Annotated in this window: 11 protein-coding genes; 1 reads left to right on the forward strand and 10 read right to left on the reverse strand. The window is 50.5% G+C overall.

Features of this window, described 5'->3' with window-relative positions; translation table 11 throughout:
• Positions 1-107: 107 nt before the first annotated feature.
• The 10 genes from IEX62_RS05665 to IEX62_RS05710 all read right to left on the reverse strand — a co-directional run bounded on the left by IEX62_RS05665 (position 108) and on the right by IEX62_RS05710 (position 20,022).
• Entirely contained in the window at positions 108-2,054 is a 1,947-nt protein-coding gene (locus IEX62_RS05665) for an FAD-dependent oxidoreductase (RefSeq protein WP_188774430.1), read from the reverse strand.
• Between the two features lie 39 nt (positions 2,055-2,093).
• Positions 2,094-3,134 (reverse strand): YheC/YheD family protein, encoded by a 1,041-nt coding sequence (locus tag IEX62_RS05670; protein ID WP_188774431.1) that lies wholly within the window; start codon positions 3,132-3,134, stop codon positions 2,094-2,096.
• 86 nt (positions 3,135-3,220) lie between these two features.
• On the reverse strand, positions 3,221-4,282 hold the full coding sequence (locus IEX62_RS05675; protein WP_188774432.1) for a YheC/YheD family protein: 1,062 nt from the start codon (positions 4,280-4,282) through the stop codon (positions 3,221-3,223).
• A gap of 85 nt (positions 4,283-4,367) precedes the next feature.
• Entirely contained in the window at positions 4,368-7,811 is a 3,444-nt protein-coding gene (locus IEX62_RS05680) for a GAP1-N2 domain-containing protein (protein ID WP_188774433.1), read from the reverse strand.
• Positions 7,808-9,070, reverse strand: a complete 1,263-nt coding sequence (locus IEX62_RS05685) for a TRAFAC clade GTPase domain-containing protein (RefSeq protein WP_188774434.1) — start codon at positions 9,068-9,070, stop codon at positions 7,808-7,810. The genes IEX62_RS05680 and IEX62_RS05685 overlap by 4 nt, the downstream gene beginning before the upstream one ends.
• A gap of 16 nt (positions 9,071-9,086) precedes the next feature.
• Positions 9,087-9,782 (reverse strand): beta-mannanase, encoded by a 696-nt coding sequence (locus tag IEX62_RS05690; protein WP_188774435.1) that lies wholly within the window; start codon positions 9,780-9,782, stop codon positions 9,087-9,089.
• A gap of 415 nt (positions 9,783-10,197) precedes the next feature.
• Positions 10,198-11,487, reverse strand: coding sequence for a vWA domain-containing protein (locus tag IEX62_RS05695; RefSeq protein WP_188774436.1), 1,290 nt, complete (start codon positions 11,485-11,487; stop codon positions 10,198-10,200).
• A 45-nt stretch (positions 11,488-11,532) separates the two neighbouring features.
• On the reverse strand, positions 11,533-13,905 hold the full coding sequence (locus IEX62_RS05700) for a transcription initiation factor TFIID (RefSeq protein ID WP_188774437.1): 2,373 nt from the start codon (positions 13,903-13,905) through the stop codon (positions 11,533-11,535).
• Position 13,906: 1 nt separating this feature from the next.
• Entirely contained in the window at positions 13,907-17,296 is a 3,390-nt protein-coding gene (locus IEX62_RS05705) for a tubulin-like doman-containing protein (protein ID WP_188774438.1), read from the reverse strand.
• A gap of 902 nt (positions 17,297-18,198) precedes the next feature.
• On the reverse strand, positions 18,199-20,022 hold the full coding sequence (locus IEX62_RS05710; RefSeq protein ID WP_373289090.1) for a vWA domain-containing protein: 1,824 nt from the start codon (positions 20,020-20,022) through the stop codon (positions 18,199-18,201).
• A 549-nt stretch (positions 20,023-20,571) separates the two neighbouring features.
• On the opposite strand from IEX62_RS05710, the gene IEX62_RS05715 reads away from it, so the two are divergent.
• Entirely contained in the window at positions 20,572-20,724 is a 153-nt protein-coding gene (locus IEX62_RS05715) for a hypothetical protein (RefSeq protein ID WP_188774439.1), read from the forward strand.
• The last annotated feature ends 8 nt before the right edge of the window (positions 20,725-20,732 follow it).

Genomic DNA, 20,732 nt, shown 5'->3' on the forward strand with positions numbered 1-20,732 from the left:
ATATTTTCGTCATTTGCGGAAGCAGCAAGAAGCCGAAGCACTATCATGAAAGTATCACAATAGGGTTGCTCCGGCTTATTTTATCGTTCCATACGCTCAAAAAATATTCACTGTACCTGTGATGGAATCCGAAATTGTCGATATACCCATCCAATTAATTCCATTTCATCCGGTAAACCACCGGCAAAGCCGATATACCCATCCGGTCTGAGCGCTACATAGCCACCGCGCTCCATTCCGTATAGCTTACGCAGCTCTCCATTCGGGTCAGATAAAAGCATATTCGGACGCGGCTCGGGCAGCATGAGCGGTAGATCAGGTAGCACGATCACCATATTGATGACCGGACGCCAGCTATCTGCAATACGATGTAGCAGTGGAATGCGTGTGCGCTCATCCTCATCCCATTGCTGTGGATCTTCGGGACGTGGGAGTGCAGGCTCTGAATCAGGAAAGACGAGCAATACATGCTTTTCCCGGCTCCACCAGTCCAGCTCTGCTGCACCACTCGGAGCACGGTCACCAGGCACGACCATTCCATGCTTCCAGCTATCACCCTGCATGACCATCTCACTATGACGGTAATGAATGCCTGTTTCGGATAGAGCGCGAGCGAGTAAGCGCTGTACAATTTGACGAGATGACACAAGCGGAGCCATCGTATTACGCGCAGCGGCAAATAACGGGAACCGATTCAATGCCAAGCGGGTTAGCCAGCCTGTCCAGCGTAGCAGATTACGTCCAACTGGCTCACGCTCCTCATTATAGCTATCAAGCAGGCTGGCATCGGCACGTCCGCTACAGACAAGCGCCAGCTTCCAGCCCAGATTAAGCGCATCCTGCATACCGGTATTCATCCCCTGCCCACCGAGTGGAGAATGAATATGCGCCGCATCACCAGCCAGCATGACTGCACCAGCGCGATAGTGATCTACTTTGCGCTGATTAATACGAAAGCGCGTCAGCCAGATCGGATCATATACGCGGAATTGTCCGCCTGTGCAGGTATCCAGAATCTGCTGCACCTCTGCTAGCGAAATGTCCCGTGCTGTACCTTCTGCCGCAGACCCTACTTTGCCTTCCTGTGATGAAGACTCCTGACTATTATTCCGTTCCGGTGAAGCGATAATCACTCGATGGCGTCCCTGTCTCATCGGGAAAAAGGCAGCGATTTGCCCTTGATGCAGATGAATATGCAGGCGATCCTGCTCGATCTCTCCCTCCACCTTCACATCAGCCAATGCAAAATCCTGCATAATCGACACACCGGGAAAGTCCATCCCGAGCAGATGACGCACCTTACTATGTGCACCATCGCAGCCGACAATCCAACCGGCATGAATACGCTCCTGCGCGGTGGACAGTGGATCGGCAGACGGAGTTGCTGACTCCGTTGTTCTTGTATGGTCGCCCGTCAACTGGGATTGCACCCTGTTCACAGTCGCTGTCATACGCAGTACAGGAGCATTTTTCGCTGCTCCAGCAGTGGTCGTTGCGGAATTTGATGATACAGGTCGCCGCAAATGCGGGGGCAGCACTACATTCGATGCAGAGCCAGCATGAGCAGTCGCTGACGCAGCAGAGGTCGCCTCGACCTTCTCTGGCGTATAATGCTCCAGATCGGCAAGTGTACATCCATATTCAACCTGTACACCAAGCGCAGCCAGCCGCGCCAGTAAAATATGCTCCGTCTCATTTTGCGGCAGCATCAGCACAAACGGGAATCGGCTCGGAATACGCTCGCCAAATGCAATATCAGCAAGCTGACGTGTGCCACTATATAAGGCTGCCTGCCGAATCGGCAGACCCTGCTCAACCATTTGCGCGGATACGGACGGCTCCAGTAGCTCCAGTGTACGTGCCATCACACCGAGCGCCTTGCTATGCTGAGAAGGCCCTGATGCCTGATCGATTATACGAATGTGAATGCCGCGCCGAGCCAGCTCAATCGCCAGCGTCAATCCCGTTGGCCCTGCACCGACAATTAACACGTCACAGGTAGAGGCATGAGCGGCATCATGTAAGGAATCAAGCGAAGATAAACTGAATGACATGGGAATCACTCCTTTTCGGCTTGCCTTCTTCTGTGTAGGTCAGGAATGTGTAGCTACATACAGGCTGTATGCAATTGCTGGACGTGCCATTTCTACAAATTGAAACATCGCTGACGGCACACCTGCACCGACCTCGAATAGCTGAATACGATGGTCTGCATCCATTCCCAGATCCAGACCGATCTCATGCAGGCGTCCATCTAGCTGCTGCTCCATAAATTGTGCGAGCCTTAGCGCATACTGATGAATCCGTTGCTCGGTTGCACCGCCTACATCCTCATCAAACTGATGCTTCAAAAAGCGGTTCCATGTGGTCGTCATCTGAAAGGTATGCTTGCTGTTCGTCACCTTACTATGCGGCTCGGACGAAATCCAGACGGCACAGAAGGCGACTACCCATTCATTTTGACCATTTTTGGCAAGATGCACACGGATATGAAAAGGAAGACCCTGCTTCGTCACGCTCGTTACGAGCTTTTGCAGACAATACTTTTCACGAATGAGCATCTCCAGGAATTCCAGCATTTGCGTCTCATTCATCCGATGGGCATACTGCTGATCGAACACTTCAAATTCATTACCCTCTACACTAATCGTGAACGCGCCTTTCCCCGAGGTGCCTCGATCTGGCTTGGCGATTACTCGGCCATGCTTATGGATAAACGCCAGCCCTTTCGCCGCCTCGCGTAGCGTCTGAAAAGGGATCAAATACGTTTTTAGCTCCTCATCCTTGCGCAGCATATTGTACGCAACCGTCTTATGCACGGACATGCCGCGTAGCGTATGGGTAAATGGAATCGTCTCCAGCTTACGATATACATCCTCGTACTTTTTGATACCGCGTCGCCGCATACGATCATAGATCACATCAGGATACGCAAATTCCTGCTCCACCCACTCGCCCTGCTCCAGACAATGACCGCGAATCCGGCACTGCTGCTCATCTACCCCAGCTGGATAAAAATAAAAAAAGTCTGCATCATAGCTTGCGGCTACGAGCGCATTGGCGATCAATAGCTCAGGCTCGACCTTCCAGCCAATCAGCAAGCCGATTGCCAGACGCCGCCTTTCCGTTGGCATCCTTTCCCCACCCTTTCATAACTGCTCCTCTTCCTATCTATTACCATCATGATAGATCAATCGATAGAGAGGACGCTATATGTTTTTTATGGAGCTGTTGGCTCTGGCTCCGCTCCGGCAGCAATACGCAGACTGTATGCCATCGCTGGAAGCGCAATTTCTACAAAATGAAACATAGTCGAAGGAATACCCAGCCCTGCCTCAAATAAACGGATACCGCCTTGCTCATTCAAGCCGATATCCAGCCCAACCTCATGGAAGCCACCCTGGAGCTGCTCCTCCATAAACTGCGCCAGCTGGATCGCATAACGATGAATATGGCGATCGGTATTGCCACCTGGCTTCTCCTGAAGCTGTCTCTCCAAAAATAACTCCCATGTCGGAGCCACACGAAACGCATGCTCACTGTTCGTTACCCGGATCGATGGGTGAAGCGAGAGCGAGGGAGCACAGAAGGCTACTATCCATTCGCCTTTGCCATCCTTGGTCACATGCACACGAATATTAAAAGGAAATCCTTCTGCCGTGACGCTCTCCACGAGCTGCTGCAAGCAATATCTTTGCGGAAGCAGCATCTGTAATAGCTCCAGGAGCTGCGCTTCATTCATCCGATGCGTATACTCCTGATCAGACACCTCGATCCAATCATCTTTTACCTGTACGACAAAGGTGCCTCTGCCGGAAGCTCCTTTATCTGCTTTGAGAATCACAGAGCGATATTTGAAAATGAACGCCAGTCCAGCATCTGCATCACGTAGCGTTTGAAAAGGGATCAGATACTTTCGCAGTGCCTCATCCTTGCGCAGCATGTTATAAATGACCGTCTTGCGTCCCCATCTGCCGCGTAGCGTATGGGTGAATGGCACATTTTCCAGCTTGCGATACACCTCGGTAAAGCCATCCACCTCACGGCGGCGCATACGATCGTACACTACATCAGGATACGGAAATTCTCCCTTTTCCCATTGCCCCTCAATGAATTGAAAGCCCGTAATTCGGCGACGTTGCTCATCTACACCGACAGGGAAAAAGTAATAAAAATCTGCATGCAGACTGGCTGCGGCTAATGCACATGCCTTGAGCATAGCAGGCTCAATCTCCCAGCCGATCAGCAAGCCAATAATAGGTCGACGCTGCTGTTCCTGCATCGGTGTCACACTCCTTATGAGAATAAGCATGGTGATGTGCCAATAGCCCGCTTTTCATAAAAGAAGAGCGGGCGATCGGTGTAGCTTAATTGGTGCTGTCTGTCGTTGCTGTAGATAATGCTGTAATGATGTAGTCCACATCGCCAATACGAATGCTTTGCAGATTATCGATATTTGTCTTCGCTGGTAAAGCCAGACTCACTTCGTATGGATACACCTGTTGTAGCTCATCCGTTGTCAGCGTGAGCGAAGCTGGTGCTGTAGACTCGCCATCCTCGCTACTAGTATCCGATGTACCGGATGTTGTAGATGAAGACGTACCTGTACTCGACTCGGTGGATGGATTTCCTGCTGATGTCGAAGAAGAGGTATTCGTTTGGTCTGTAGCACTGGATGATGTTCCACTAGCAGATGACGCGGAGCCAGTGTCTGTTCCTCGGGAGGTCTCTGCGCCTGTCGAATCATTACTGGATGCAGCCTCACCACTGGAAGTCATACCGGCTGCTCCATCTGTCTTCGAATCGCTCGATTCCGATGTACCGCAGGACAGCTGCGGATCTAGCTTTTCATAGTTGATCTGTTGACCATCCTTGAGTAGCAATGTCGCTTTTTTCGGCTCAAAGGCAACACATGGCTCCATCATTTTAAAATGAAATACAAGGCGTACTGCTTCGGCTCCAGTTGTGCCAGCTTCCGCATTCGTTGCACCCGTAGCATCGGTATCTGTTCCCCTGTCGGAGCTGTTGCCACTGGAATTGGAGCTATCTCCTGTTCCCTTACCTGTTGTTCCTGTCGCAGACGAGGACGCGAGCGTGATCGTTGGCGCTGTGGACGCCGAAGCTACCGTATTGGAAGCCGTGCTTCCCTCTGTGTCTGCACGATCTGCATTGTCATTGCTAGAGGATTGCCCATCCGTACCAGAGGAAGTTCCACCATTAGCACCACTGACTGTCACCAGTACATCTGGCAAGTCATCCGGGTTAATAGCAGGCTTCTGTGGTGTATTCGTTTGTGGGACGGTTGCTACCGTCTGATTGCCGCCGCCAAACACATTAACGAGATACACGGACAAGCCACCTACCGCACCGATGGCGAGTAGCCCCACCACGACAAGCATAGGCAAGCGACGACGATTGCGGCGCAGCCATTTTTGCCATGGCGTCGCCAGCTCGTCTCTGGCACGATCATATACCGCTGCCAGTGCAGGCTTGTTCGCAGGCGCACCCTGCTTGAGCGGACTGCGTCGGAATGCTTCACGATCATGCTTACGGAAATAAGCTAAAATAGCCGCTTCATATGCAGGCACAAAGCGCGGCTTGCCACCTTTGCCACGCGAGCTGCTACTTTCTCGGCTACGATCCTCGCCACGCTCGGATGAGCGCTCACGTCGACGTTCGCCCGCAGCAACTTCACCAGACATCATAAAGGCAGGCTGACCCTCTGACCATGCAAAAAAGTCGTACATCGTCTGCTCCGACGATGCCTGCTTCCGCACTTCCTCCACCAGTGTGGAGTAATCCAGATCATTCACGGTAGCGCTATACGCAAAAGCTACCGGCAGACGCTCAAAGCGTCCGCTCCGAATATCCTCGCCCAGCCAGGAGCGTCCAAGCTTCTGCACCTCGTCCTTCTCAGCAGGTGGTAGCTTGTCCATCTCCTCTACCCAGTCCACATCCATACTGGTTGCACTATCATCGAACCAGCAATACAGCAGCTGAAGCGCACGCTTCTTACCGTTCAAGCGACGCTCTGCCCGGGATGGATCTTCGTCACTCGGCAATGGATAGCCCAGAAAATCTGCCTGTAGCAGACGACTGCGCGTCAGTGTCGACCATTCCAGCTCACTTAGCAAAATACGCTCCGTTGCAATACGCATCTGCTCGCCGATACCTGACTGCTTCCACGCCTGTTCGTTCACGTTCGGCTGCTTGCCCATCTCCAACCGATCTAGTAAACGGAATACCTCACTTGCCTCAGCCAGCATATCGCTGCTACCCCGCAATGCTTCGGTAAATGACTGCCCGGCTTGCAGACGATAATCATCCAGCTCCAGCAATTGCGGATACCGACTTCCCCACTCGGCAGTCAGTCGAATCACTTCCTCTACCGAGCCTGCCTGACGGAACTTGCGTTCAATTAGCGGTGTCAGCAACTGTGCCGCAAGCTTGGGCTGATTGCCCACGAGCTTGAGAAATTCCTCATACAGCGGTGGGTTCTTTTCTAACAGAGCATATAGCGCCTGCACATCCGTTCCCTGCTGGCGACTAACCGCATTATGAATAGCGATCACAAAATAATTTACGATCTTACGTCCGGTATGCTGTGGATCAATCTCATAATAATCAGCAAATGCATCTGCGACTGCCGTCTCCGGCACCTCGCCTGCACGCACACGATCAAATTCGCGATCAAACCGTGACAGGAACAGATCATTCAGACGCATCGCCGTTTCCAGCGCACCCTCGGGACGCAGATGACGCAGCAACGCTTGCAGAATGTGCGCACGATGGCTGGTATAGAGCGATTCGTCGCCCTGCTCCACACGATACAGAATCGTCCATTCATCATACTGCGCTGGATCAGGTAATGCCTCTGATGCAGCATCTATCCCTGCCTGTCCATGATCAGCGAATTCCTGTAGCTCCTTCAGCTTCTCCGGACGAGTCAGATGCTGCCACGCATAATCGATATACAGCTGACCTGCTTTGCCTGCCTGTGCTGCCTGAATCCGTCCATTACTCAGGTCGAAAATGTACTCTCGCTCCAGATTCCGATCTCCAGCGCGGATCGAGCCACTCTCTACGAATAGCACCTGCATCCCTTTACGGCTTTCCGGTTCCTTCGCATACGTTGTGAAGCCCAGCCGACGACGGAATGCATACGGCAAGGCTAGCATCAGCACCTGTAGCAGACGATTCGCTTGTACAGGTAGCTCACGTACAGGCACATTCAGCGAAATATATACTTTACGATGGCGATGAATCGCGGACATGACCGCGCCCAATAGCTGGCGAAATAACGTTTCATCCAGCCCCAGTTCGCTCAATACCGCACGCGGATCAAGCGCTGGCGCGGTATCGCGTACAGGCACATCTTCCAGCTCATCTAGCTCTGCTCCCTGATCGGTATCGTACTGTTCGCGGAAGTCGGCATGTAGCCAGCGATCATAATGATGCACCCATTCCTCACCACGCATCGCTGGAATCACATAGTTATGTGTAAAAAACGCACTGCGCAGACCTGTAAAATCAGTCGGCACATATACGCTCTGTCCCAGCACCATATCGCGGTTGTCCAGCCGAACAAGCTGGAGTGCTGCCGGGTAGAGCGCTGCGTCCTTTTCGCCCTGCGCCTGTAGCTGCACAGGAGCATCATAGGCGCACAACGGATGAAGATTCTTTTTAATAAAGGAAGGATCAAGACCGGGAGAACGAGCGACTGTATCATAGCCTTCTGTCGTACGGAAAATTCCGCTCTTCTCGCGTGTGTACAGCTGCTGCTGAATACGAGCGTCCGAAACTAGATTCAAGTCTGTCGTCTCCCTTCGATATAATTCAGTTTGTACATCAGCCAGATAAATGGCTCATCGACGCGGATCGGGCTCACGACGCTTTGCAGCTTCTGCTCGACCGGATTGCTACCGAGCGCAGAGACAGCAAAATAAGCCGTATCCTTGAAATACACATCCATCGTGCCTTTAAATGGACGATCCACACGCTCGATAAAGCGGCGAATCTCGCCATCGATATTTTCATATTCATCCAGATCGAAATGTCCACGGTGTACAACATTGTGGAAAATATTACTGTTCGACTTGATATATTCACCATCATCGCCACGCAGCGATTCCAGCATGTCGCTCTTGGTCAGCACGACTGCGGTTGGAATATCGGTCTTGCTATCCTCCTGATGGGCGATAAAGTCGCTGAACAGCGTCAGTACCACATCACGCGGCTCATCATAACGCGACACCCATTCTCCGCGTGTATCACCCAGCTTCAAGCGGATGCGATCACGGATCGAACGAATTTGCAGCGGATCGACCATGAACAGGATGCCTGCGGAGTTTTTGATATGCTGACCGTGCAGACCGAGGTAGTCCTGATCGACCATACCTTCACCCGCTACATCAAAGAACACCAGCGTAAGCGGTGGCTTGGATTCATCACGGAATACAAATTGGAAAATAAACGGCTCCTGCATCCGCTCCTTCTGTGTCGAAGCGAGCAGATCGCCACGTTCAAATAAAGGCTCTTCATAGTTCATACGGAACTTACGGCTAATCTCCGTCGTCAGTGGCATACATGCCGCATCAAAACGATCTGCGGTGGAATTTTGCAGCGTATGAATGAGTGCAGTCATATAGACCGACTTCCCAACCTGCGAAGCGCCGACGATCGAAATGATATTACTCGGCACCTTGCCTGCCGTTACAGGCAGCTCATTATGACAATGCGGGCACAGACGGCGCCGCGTCACTTCACCATAACGATCATTCAGACCGACCAACACCTGATCCGAATAAATACGGTGCTCCTCCGGTACATCCTGAGGACGCAAGACCGCCTCCATATCATGGATCGTATCCAGCCCAAAGCGTGCGCGATAACGATTCAGCCTTGCATCCTCGCGCAACGCATAATCCTCATCATCCTCACGGTGATGACTCGCCCGAAACTCTACCTCATCCGGTTCGAATTTGTTAAAGCAATACGGGCATACAATATCGTAATATAGCGGTCTGGGTTCGGATTCCGGCTTACGTTTAAACCAGTCGAAAATGTTCATATCCCCCAACTTCCCCCTACTCCAAAATTAATTCGTACAGTTGTCCATACCTACGTCCATCGGTAAAAAAGAGACGCACATATTCATTTTTGCCAATCTCAATCGCAGGCAGCTCCGTACGTCCAGCGCGAAAAGGCTCAGCGAACGGATAGACTACACCATCCTCACGGCTTGCAGGATAGCCACCTTCCTTTTTCACATAACAGAGCACATCACGCTCGACGGGAACCTCGGCATGCACCTCGATCCGTACCGTTTTGCGTTTACTAAACCAGCTTGCTTGCTGACGAACGGAATAACGAATCTTCGCTTTACCTGCGCTCAGCTCTACGCGATTACCACCATCATGCTGGCGAACAAGCACCATCTCGCCGTCCTGCTCGACCGCCAGATGAACCCGATACGCCACCTTGCCAAAATGATCTAATCGCTCGCGGTAGCCATTGGTCGCTTTATATTCCTCACGAGTGTACAGCTTAAATGTGCGGTGCGGAGGAAATGAATCCGAGGCATGCTCTGCGGTGGTGGCATCGCGATGATCCATAGCCAACGAAGAACTACCATGCTCCTCTCCGTTATTTAGCTTTTCGATATAGACGGCTTCTGCATCGCGTGGCCATAACCAGCGCAGCATGCACCAGCCCTCCTCTGCCTGAGCAGTCAATCCGCGAATAACCCGTTCATCTCCGGGCTCGGCGTCCACATAACGCATCGCACCCTCTCCCTCCTCTGTAGGCATATATTTCAAATGATTCATACCCGATGTATATTCATTACTTCTGTATATTCACTGCTTGATGTCGTCTATGTCGCTAGATCGTGTTTCTTCTTTTCATTGTAAACTAGAATGCGCCGGATACCTAACGGTAACGATCACCTATCGCTCGCTAGATACAATGGCAGGGCAGGAATGCTCCCTGCCCTGTAGTTATGATGTTCGTTTATATGGAGCTGTAATTCTAGCTTGTCTATTCATACAGCTTGTAGCTTGTGTAGATACATAATTAATTTGAAAGAAGCATCATAGATAAGCGCTATCTATCGTCTATACGTGCTGATTAGCTCATGCACCGATCCATGTCGATATCTATAACTATCTTCATCTACTCCGATCAATATCCGTATCCTTACCGCTGGAATGTACGCCCTCCATCACCTGGACGTCTACGACGTGGCGAACCAGCCGAAGGCGTAGGCGGTGGTGGTGCTTCGCCGCGACGAATCAGACGCTTATTGTTTTCACCAATCGGTATGATCAGCGTGAATAGCGAGATAATGAGCGCCATCAGCATGATCGCGAAGAAACGGACGACACTGTCTGTCCATGACCAATCTGTTTTCCCGATGCCCCATTCTAATAGCAGACCTGCCAGCAGACCGCCGACACCGCCACCGATACCGAAGCTGCGCGCCAGGAATCGATTGTCGAACATCAAGCCCAGTCCGACACCGAGCAAGGCCCCGATCAGCATCATAAGCACTACATGCAGAATTTGATAATACAGATTGCTGTTAAACGGCTCGCTGCGTTCAGTTACCAGTGTGCGTTTATCCAGTGTATCGTAGATTTTCTGGAACGTCTGCGTCAGATCGGTTGCCTGCGCCACGCCATAATATTGTCCTCCTGTTTGCGAAGCGATCTCGGTCAACAGATTCTGACCGCCATCTGCTGCAAGGCTCAGACCGACCGTATTGACCACGATCCCGCGATCACGATACGGCTGTAAGGAAGACATATCCAGATCGCTATAACCATCCGACAGCATAATGACCGTTACGCCGCGATCCGATTGCTCCTGCTGCTTGATTTGATCCATCGTTGTGCTCAAGGCAGCGGTGAAATTCGTTCCCCCTGCTCGTATGTTCAAGCTATCAATTACTGTATCAATCTGCTGCCGTGAAGACGAATTCAGCTCGGTTAGTGGCAAGGCCACCCGTGCATCCCCGCTAAATTCGATAATGCCGACACGCATATCATCCTTCATGGAATTGACCATGTTTTTCACAGCCTGATAACGCAGATTCTGTGGATCGGTCTGGCTCATACTACCCGAGTCATCCACGACCACCACGACATCCTTTACCGTACGCGCTCCGTTAAAATCAAGCTGGTACAGTGCCTCGGCAGCAATACCGCCGACCAGCATCACCACGAGTGTAGCGGGTACGAGTAGCTTCCACGAAATATCCGCATACCGCTGACGCCATGATGCACCATTCAGCTTCGGCGAGATCATCTCAGCCAGCAGATAGAAAATCCCGATCATCAAGCTAATCACGCCAAAATAAATCCCCATCAGCAGGATACGTGGCATCCGATCCAGATACAAATGAAGCAGCCATTCGCTAAAAATAAATCCAAGCGCTCCGCCGATCAGACTGAAAAATACAAGAAGCCAATTGACCTTTCGCTGCATGCTGGGCTTCACCCCTTTCTGAATATCATCCTGTACTACTCCCTATTATTCTTGCCCTTCCTCTACATGAAAACGATAGCCATTCGCCACATACGTATCGTAATACGTACGACCATTGCGATAATACATCAGATCGGTAATGCCGAAGCCGCCCATCAGATTGAGCTTCTCTACGCCACTCGTACGATCCTCATGCACAAAGCCGGTTTTATAAATGCGAGTCGTATGATCCACACCTGCGGCATAGCGTACAAACTCACCGTTCGCATTGCCAAACATATACTTTTCCTCATATCGATGCTTATGTGTATAATCGAGCAGCCGAATATGAATCGTCGCTCGATCCTCCAGTGTACGATACAGCTCTTTAAACAAATCCTCCTGCGACAGAGCTTGCTTATTATGATAATCAATCGTCACATTGGCACGGCTCAACAGCTCCTGCTCGAATGTTTGCGATAGCGCTGGCGATGGAAGCAGCTCGCGGCGACAGACCTCGATCAAGCGCTCCAGTAGTGGGGACGTTCCCTGCTTTAGTAGCGCCGTTACATCACCCATACTGCGTTCCTCAAAAAAGGCATCCGCTCCACGCTTGTCCTCTACCTCCAGCATCGCTTCGGCTGTGAGACGACTATAATAATCCGATACATTTTGCCCGATATAATCATCCGCCATCCGCAGGCTTGCCGCCGCCGCACTATGCAGCTCGGCTCCCAGCTCATCCATCTGCTGCACGAGCAGCATACAGCCGCGATGCAGTGCTAGCAATTGCTCTTCCCAGCGACGATACAGCTTGAGCTTGGTTTGTAGTCGTAAAATATACAGCTTATGCGGATAGATTGTAGCAATCAGCGCACGCGTCAATCCACGCACATTATGCTTGTCCATAAACGGCAGCTTTTGAAAAGAAAGATCGTCCGCGCGGCTACCATACCATGCATCCAGATCCTGCCTTGCCTGCTCAATCGCGATATTCAGATCACGAATCCGTCCATGTAGCAGCGGCCACAGACTCGCCGGATGATTTTCCTCCGTCCAGGCAGCAAGCTGGTAAAAGTGAACATCGCTGCGCCCTTTCAGCCGCTCATCCATTCCGGTGCGAAACTCATGCTCGACATTCCAGCTATTCAGTCGGCGTTCCGTTTCCTGCTCATAGTTTTGACGGAAAAAGTCATCGCCACCCTGCTCGAATAGTGCCTGCTCCGCTTCGCGCAGGCTCATTGAGCGTAGCGCGGAGAAGCTGACCGAGCGCGTCATCAGCCCATTCATGTCCTCCAACCTGGATTCATCAGGAGTGAACGCATCCAATCGCCGATCCAGGGCTCCTTCATCGATACCGAGTAACTGCTCACGCTCATGTGTACCCAGCGTCGGCTCCTGCTTCATGCGCTGCACGATGCCCAGGAAGAAGTTTTCCAGCACTGTGAGTGCAATCGCCTCATCCGGGCGCCTTACACGCGCAAAGCCCGCAGAGACCAATCCCTGTGTACCATCGGCAGTTCGGATATTGTTGCGAAACGCCATATTGTTGTAATCAGAACCCTGCAAACTATGATCATGACCGATATCCGTGCGCTGTCGATTTTTCAGCAGGCTAATTCGGCAAATGATATCGTAATTGCTGGCAATGCCACCATTGACCGATACCCCTCGCTCATTACGATCCGACAGCATGTAGACCAGCTCGAATAACGGTGCTGCTGTATGATGTACCATCACAGCGAGCCCATCCTCGGTACGCTGAAGCGGCGCACTCAAATGATAATCATCGCGCTGCATCAGCTCTACCTCATGCAGAAAAGCAATACCTGCCGAGCTAGCATAACCGAAGTTCTCCTCCTGCTCGCCTTCATGCACAAGCACATATAGATCCATCTGTACTGACTTGAACGATTGACCGAGAATCGAGCGTGCCAGTAAGGCAATCTGTGGCACAAGCACATTCATCGGATCTTCTACTCGTGTCACGACCGACAGATGCAGGCGATCAAACGACGAGTACATCCGTCCAAAATCAGCCAGCCGCCGAGCCGCCTGACGGAATACCCGGTTCAGCTCTAACAGATGACTGGCTTCCTCGCGAAAATGCCGTGCCCAATCGGGACGGCGCGTTTTCGCAGTGGAGCGTTCCGGATCGGGTACGGACAAACGGGAGACCAGTAGCTGGGGATGCTCCTCCCGGTGAGTAGAGGCGGAGACAGACCCTTCGGGCTGTACCTCCACATACATCACACCAGCTCCATTATCCCATTTGCGTGCATTCACACTGCGGATATGATCCGCAGCATCCTGCAATCGATCCCCGATAAACAGGAAAACGGCGGGGTAGTGAATACTGCTCCGCCCGTCTCCCTGTCCGGCTGTTTTTTCCTCAGCAGCAGCATAGGCTTCTGCGAATGAGAGCAGCCGTTTATTCATCTTATTTCAGCTTCCGGCGCAGATCGTTTAATTTGGAAACCATTTGCTTGTAGAACTGGTATGCTTCATCACCGTTAACCAGCTCGACACGTTCATATTCCAGACGATCGCGTGCTTCCAGATACGTTTCATATAGCTCATCCAGCTTGTTCAGCAGCGGGGTCACATCCTCAGACGAGGTCAGCTCGTTGTCGCGGCGATCTGCTTTACGCATCAGCACGGCGCGGCTTCTCTCATCCAGTTGACGGAAGCTTTCGAAAATCTCAAATTCGACGATATTTTTCGTTTTCATCAGATTGACGAATGGCTCCCATGCCTCTTCTTCCTCATCACGATCATAGACAAACAGTGCACCCTTTTTCGTAATCGTATCGGTATACAGTGCCTGTACGAATTGATCGATCAGCTTTTCCTCGCCTTCATGACGACCAAGCATACTTTCCAGCTCGGTAATCTTCGCTTGAATCGAATCATACTTCGCCAGCTCCTGACGCAGACGTTCGATCATCTTCGGCGAACGAATCAGGTTGTCAGATGCAAGCTCTTCATTATAGCTATTGAAAATGTCGCGTGATGCTTCCAGCGGCAAGCCTTCGCTCAGCAGGCGACGCAGCTCCACCAGCGCACGCTTCACTTCACCCAGATTCGGGCGTGCAGCATCCAAACGCAGATCATAGCTAGTCAATACCGCTTCCAGATCAAACGGCTGACTAAAGCGTACCGCAAAGCGACTGCTCGTATTCTGATCCACATCCTTCTCAACGATAATGCCGAGCTGACGAGCACGGTTAAAATCGTTACGAACACGCGCATTATACGTCTGCACACGTGTATTCACATACGTCTCACCCCATGAGCGTTCAGGGATTGGCGATGGCAGATACGTCCAGTTTTCCTTCTCGGTCATCACCAGGTGGCGACCTACGCCCTCGCGATCCAGAATCGTACGCTCATAGTTCTCTTCATACACCTTCAGCGGTGTATACACAAACAGCGGCACACCGTTACGTGTGTTCAGCCAGAAGATACGGTTTTTAACCTGACTTTCCTTAATTGTAAAATGCGATTTGCCAATCGCGTTGTTCTGGTAATTGCGAATACCACGCAGAATGCTTGGTGCCTGCACCGGCACGGATACAAAGCCCCATGATGGGAAATGCAGATTACCTGCGCTGTTGCTCAGATGGAATACCGGCACCGCATCATCATCCAGACGGCTGGCAATTTGACGCTCCACGAACTTCTCAATCGGCTCATCCTCGCCGTATTTCATCACAAGGAAGTCCTCCATCGAGCGTGTGATCAGATCGCCGAACTTGTCGCTCAGGAAATCGGAAATGGAGCGCACGATGTCGACTTCATTTTCCTTCACCCATTGATCGGAATGATCGAGCAGCTGAGTCGCAAAGTCACGAATCAGATCATCGCCATCTTTGCTGTCCATAATGTCGCTGACCGCCTTGGAAATGTCCGGCACGCTGACCAGATTCCAGTAGTACGTTTTATTTCCGCGATGATCTTCCTGCTCGTTACCGCTGGTGAGCAGCTCGCCATTTTTCTCAAAAATCGAGCTAAGCGCGTTCAATACCTCGGTGAATACACCGTAAATACGGTTATTTTCACGATTCAGCAGCTGATATAGATCCTCATAAAATTCGATCATTTGCTGGGTACGCTCAACATCTGCACGTAGCCAGTACTCGTCGATCTTCGCTTCAACGTACACGTTTTTCTTTTTATCCTTAGAGACAAAAGCACTCTTCGCATCGCCCAGACGATCGTTCGCATATTCGGCTGCGGATTCGATATCACGTGGAATACGAGTTAGACTCTCACGCAGTGTCTCAATATAAGACAGCAGCATTTTCAGCAGGCTGAAGCCATGCTCGGTATAGAGCAAACGGGATACATAGAACGGCCCTTGCTCTGGATGCAGGAACATCCGGCGAATCTGATCGGAAAATTGACCAACAATCTCACCTGGCAGCTGCTGCTTCGCTTTGATATATTCCTCACGCGCACGAGTCAGGAATGTCTGCTCCAGCTCGGTATCCAGACTGACCGCCTGCATTTTCACTACATTGTTATAGCTCAGACGCTCGCTGTTCTCAAAGCCTGGCAATGGCTCAGGTACACGGGATTCAAAGGTTTTGGTCATCGTATCCAGATCGACACCCAGCTTACGGGCAAAGTTCTCTACCGCTTCCTGATCCGGTGCCTTATCGAACATTTTGTCCATCTTCTGGAATAGACGATATGCCAGATACGTGGTCATTTCTTCAATCGGCAGTACCGCAGACGATGCACCGATAATGTTGTATTCATAGTTCGCCGGATACGCGCGGTTCATCTGCGCGATATTCGTACGGATATTACTAATATAGTCATGGATCGCAAATTCTTCACCGGATGCTTTTTCCTCACTCGCCATAAAATTCGTAATATTTTCGGCGGTGACATTCATGCAGTAATCATATGCATTTTCCAGTAGCTTGCCTTCCGTATTGGTCGCCGAGATCAAATGACACAAGTTAAATGGTGGCAATGGCGAATTGACGTTCAGGATGCTGCCATATTGCTGCTTGAACCGTTCGCCACGCGCGTCCACGTTCATCCAGTAGTCCAGCTCTTTGAGCGCGGCATAACCGTTTTTGCGAATATATTCGCGGGTATGCTCACTCAAGCTTTTATTCGACAGGTTCACGTCTGGCGTGAACAGATAACCAAGCATATTCAGGCGGTCAATACCGGCAGAGCCGAAGTCACGCTCTACGATGCCGCGTACGATATACGAGATATCGAGGAATGAGCCACTGCCTGTACCACCGGACAGACCGGTCAGCAGGAAAACCATCAGCTTTTTGTTTGTGCCGACAGACAGTGTTTTAATCTTTTTATCGATGCTCTGTACGACCTGATTAATTTTGGTGAACAGCAGCAAACGTCCTGCTTGACGCACACCAGCCGCACCGTTCATACCATCGGTGATGCTCATTTCTGGAGACAGCCATTCGGTAATATAAGGCTCCAGCAGGCTACGGTTTTGCAGCAGTCCACCGATCTCTGGATTAGACAGCAGTACAAACTCGTTATGCGGATCCAGACCGATGCCCTTGTATTTTTTGTTGCGATCCTGTTCGTTCGTCTCAAACGCAAGGAACTCGACGTTGCTTGGTTTTTCTTGTTTCTTCTTCGTTACCGGATCTTCCGGCAGACGGAAACGACGATTGATCTGATATTTCAGACGTAGCAGGGCATCGATCCCTGTGCCGCCCAGACCGATAATGAGTATCGGATTGTCGATCGTATCGACCCGGATTTTCTCACTGACGATACCGCCACCTAGCGATACGTCGAGCTGTTGGATGTGTTCTCTAACAATTGGTTTCATGGATGATCCCCCTTGTAACCTTCATAGTATATTGTCCGTTCATGATGCTTAAGATCAGGTGCTAAATGGAGACACGGCAGTGCCGCAGCATAGTGGGCTGGGTGGACGTGTGCTCCTGTTTTTTTATTTGAGCTGTGGGTGCGTGTTGGTAATTGTGAGCTGACTTGTTTTGGTGAGCAGCAACCACTCCGGCAAGGAATAAGGGGGCGGACTCAGTGGAGCCGCGGGAATCTTTTAGATTAAGGACAGAATGAAGATTCCCGCCCCTTGTAGGCAGTAAGATATTTTGCTTCGCAAAAATCACCTTTCATTGAACCCCGTGTTAGGAAAGCACTAACACTACAAATCGTCCTTTCCCCTTATTTCCTTGCCTTCGTTATGAGGTGCTTGCAAACGTACATATCGAAAATCATAACTTCTAAATGCTAGTACGTCTTTGTTCGTTGTCTAATAAAGTAGATACGCACGACAAATGTTTATCTAAACTAGGAGACTCAAAACAATTAATCAACTACCCTTTGCAATCATATGTCATACGCTTCGTTTACCCACATGTTCTAGTAAATGATTGAAGTTATTGAGATTATTGAAAATATCCGGGCATCTTTCGCAATGTTCCCTGATTGCCTCAAGATGCCCAGTCCATACCGCCAGCAGTGTTCCCGAGCATGTATGATATGACTCGCAGGATGGCTTACGGTGATACAAAGTTGTAGTTGATTGAGCTAATAAAACTTTTCGTGATGATCTGACAGACTCCTGAGAGTGTCCTCGTTCAAGTGCAAGTAGAATTGATAGCCACAACTTTAAAGCTCAGTTCTTAATCACTCTGTACTCTTTTGAATACATTTATTATTTAATGAACCTGCTCCGCAAAATAGCTCTATCACTACTTCATCCGCTTAATTCAAGTATTCCAGCAAAATCGTTTTATCGACCTGACGTAATGCGATGGTCAGGCGGTCGCCGCTTTTGAGTTCGTAGCCCCTGGAGGCGTCGATGGAGCGACCGGATTTTTCGATGCCGCTTTCTGCTCCGTTACGGATCAGGATGCGGTCGTTATTGCCCGGGGTGAAGGTGATTTGTTCGGTTTCCTTCAGTTCCGGTGCAAGCTGGAGCAACTGGTGCAGGTTGAAGCGTCCGCGGAAGGTGTTGAGCTTTTTATATTGCGGATATGACTTCTCGCCTGTGTTTTCATCACGGATTTCGATAACCATTTGTCCGACAAAGCCGCGGTTGCGTTGCTTCAAGAAACGAAGCAGGAACCAGATTCCTACGCCGAGCAGAATGACTACCAGTGCGATGATGATCCAGCTGATCAGACTAAGTCCAGCGATTTTACCATCGGATGGTGCAGCTGTTGCCGTGCCGCTATTTTCATTTCCACTGGTAGCTTTGCCAGTGGCATCTACGGTTACAGGTGCCGTTTCACGATAGAAGCTTTGTTCCTCGGCACGTACGACCAGCTGGTAGCGATGATTATCTGGTACTTCAAATGTACCGGTGAATTGTATACCATTCGTTGTGAGTGGCACCTGACTTTTTGCGCCACTATCCAGATCGGTCACGTTCAGTACGGCTTTAAGACTGCCAACCTGAGACGCATCGGTCAGCTTTTGACCATTGCTGGTCATGTAAGCCGAAATATCGATTTTATCGCCCTTGCTGTAGCTTTTGCTCGCAAGCGGCTCCAGCGCCAGCTCCAGGCTGTAGTTGAAAATCAGGTTAATATCGATCTTATCCTTATCTGCACCCTTCACCTGAAGCGTCCAATCGCCCTGCTGCGGATTCAGCAGCTTGACGAGCGAGTAGCTTTTCGAGGTGGATACGCTCACCTGATCGGAAGGGACAGTGACAGCTTTACCGTCTGGGTCGATCAGCTTCACTTCGACCTTTTGTGAGGACATGATCGAAATGTTCGCTTCCTTCACGCTGGCGTTCGGGATATTGATTTTGATATTTTGGAATTGCCCATTCCCTGTAATCGAATCGACAGGCACCACATTAACCTGCTGGTGCGCCGCGAAAATTTCACTCAAAATTTGCGGAAGCTCATCTGCGGAACTGGTTACAAAAGATTTACCGCCAGTTTCGCTCGCGATGTTCGCCAGTGCCTGCTGATTCAGCTTTCCGTCCGCATTCAAGCCGACTGTGTATACCGGATAACCGAGCTTTTTGGCATTGTCTACAGCTGCCTTGAGCTGCTGGTCTGCCTGGCTATTCGTTTTGCCCGCATTGCTGTTCAGATCGTTATTACCATCTGCAAACAATACGATCATCGGCTCGCTGCCCTGACGAGCGCCATCCTGTAGAATGCTGATCGCTTCGCCCATCCCGATCGAGATATCGGTATACGGTCCGCGATTCAGATCATCGATAAATCGTTTCAGGCTCGCCTTGCTATCTGACGAGTTCAAGCTCGTTAGCGCTTTTTCGCGCTCGATCTGATCGGTGTAAGCAACGACGCCAACGCGGTCGCCCTGTGCAGGCAGCATATCGATGAATAGCTTCATCGCTTCATTGCCTAGCTTCTGCGGATCGCTCGATTTCATCGAGTTACTCACATCGAGCAGCAGCACCGCATCGATATTGGAACCAGCCGCACCGGATGAACCGGTATTGCCGCTTGCTGCCGCGAAGGTCATCCTCGCGCCGGACAGCAGACTGACGAGGAGTACCATCGCCAGCAGTATATGCATGAATTTGAATGTTCTTACGTGCATCATTCTACTCCTTTACTCAAGGTAAAATGTGAATCATTAGCTGGCGGGGTACGGCCATAATCTCATGTAGTATAGTCTCTATGGATTAAGCGCCGGTTAAATTCACCTTAACATGCCTTAAAAATGATAAAGTGAAAAATTTGATACCATTTTCACCACCATATCCATAATAATCCATTTCTCCCTCATTTCCAAAAAATCACCGGCTGCTCTGTTCCCGAGCGTTGCCGTGTGGACGAATTGTGTGTTTGTGTGCTAGAAGATCGCTAGCCTGGTAAGATATTTTGCTGCGCAAAAATCACTTTTTATTTTACCTCGTGCTAGGAGATCGCTAGCACTGGGCCAGCACCATTATATCTCAAAAGCTGGGATTTTTTCCCCACCCTAAGACGGGGGAAACGACTGGACTATCGGCTAAAAGTTGAATAATACTCATCGCTCCCTTTATTCTGGAATAGATTTTGACATACAATAAAGCATAAACCTTCTGTTATACCCTTCATTGCTGTTCAGCAGCTGATGAATACACAGGAATCAAGAGAGGAATCGATTATGGATATACTTGCATACGTATGTATCGGCGCAACGTTTCTTTTTGCAGGTAGCCGATTGATCATGTACGCGTATCGGCGCAAGCGCGTTCCAGCCGAGCAGGAGCTGGAAGAGCTGTTACTGGACATGGTTAATCAGAAGCAAGGCGGATAATGTTATAC

This window comes from Paenibacillus hunanensis, from assembly GCF_014645615.1.
GTDB classification, from domain to species: Bacteria; Bacillota; Bacilli; order Paenibacillales; family Paenibacillaceae; genus Saccharibacillus; species Saccharibacillus hunanensis.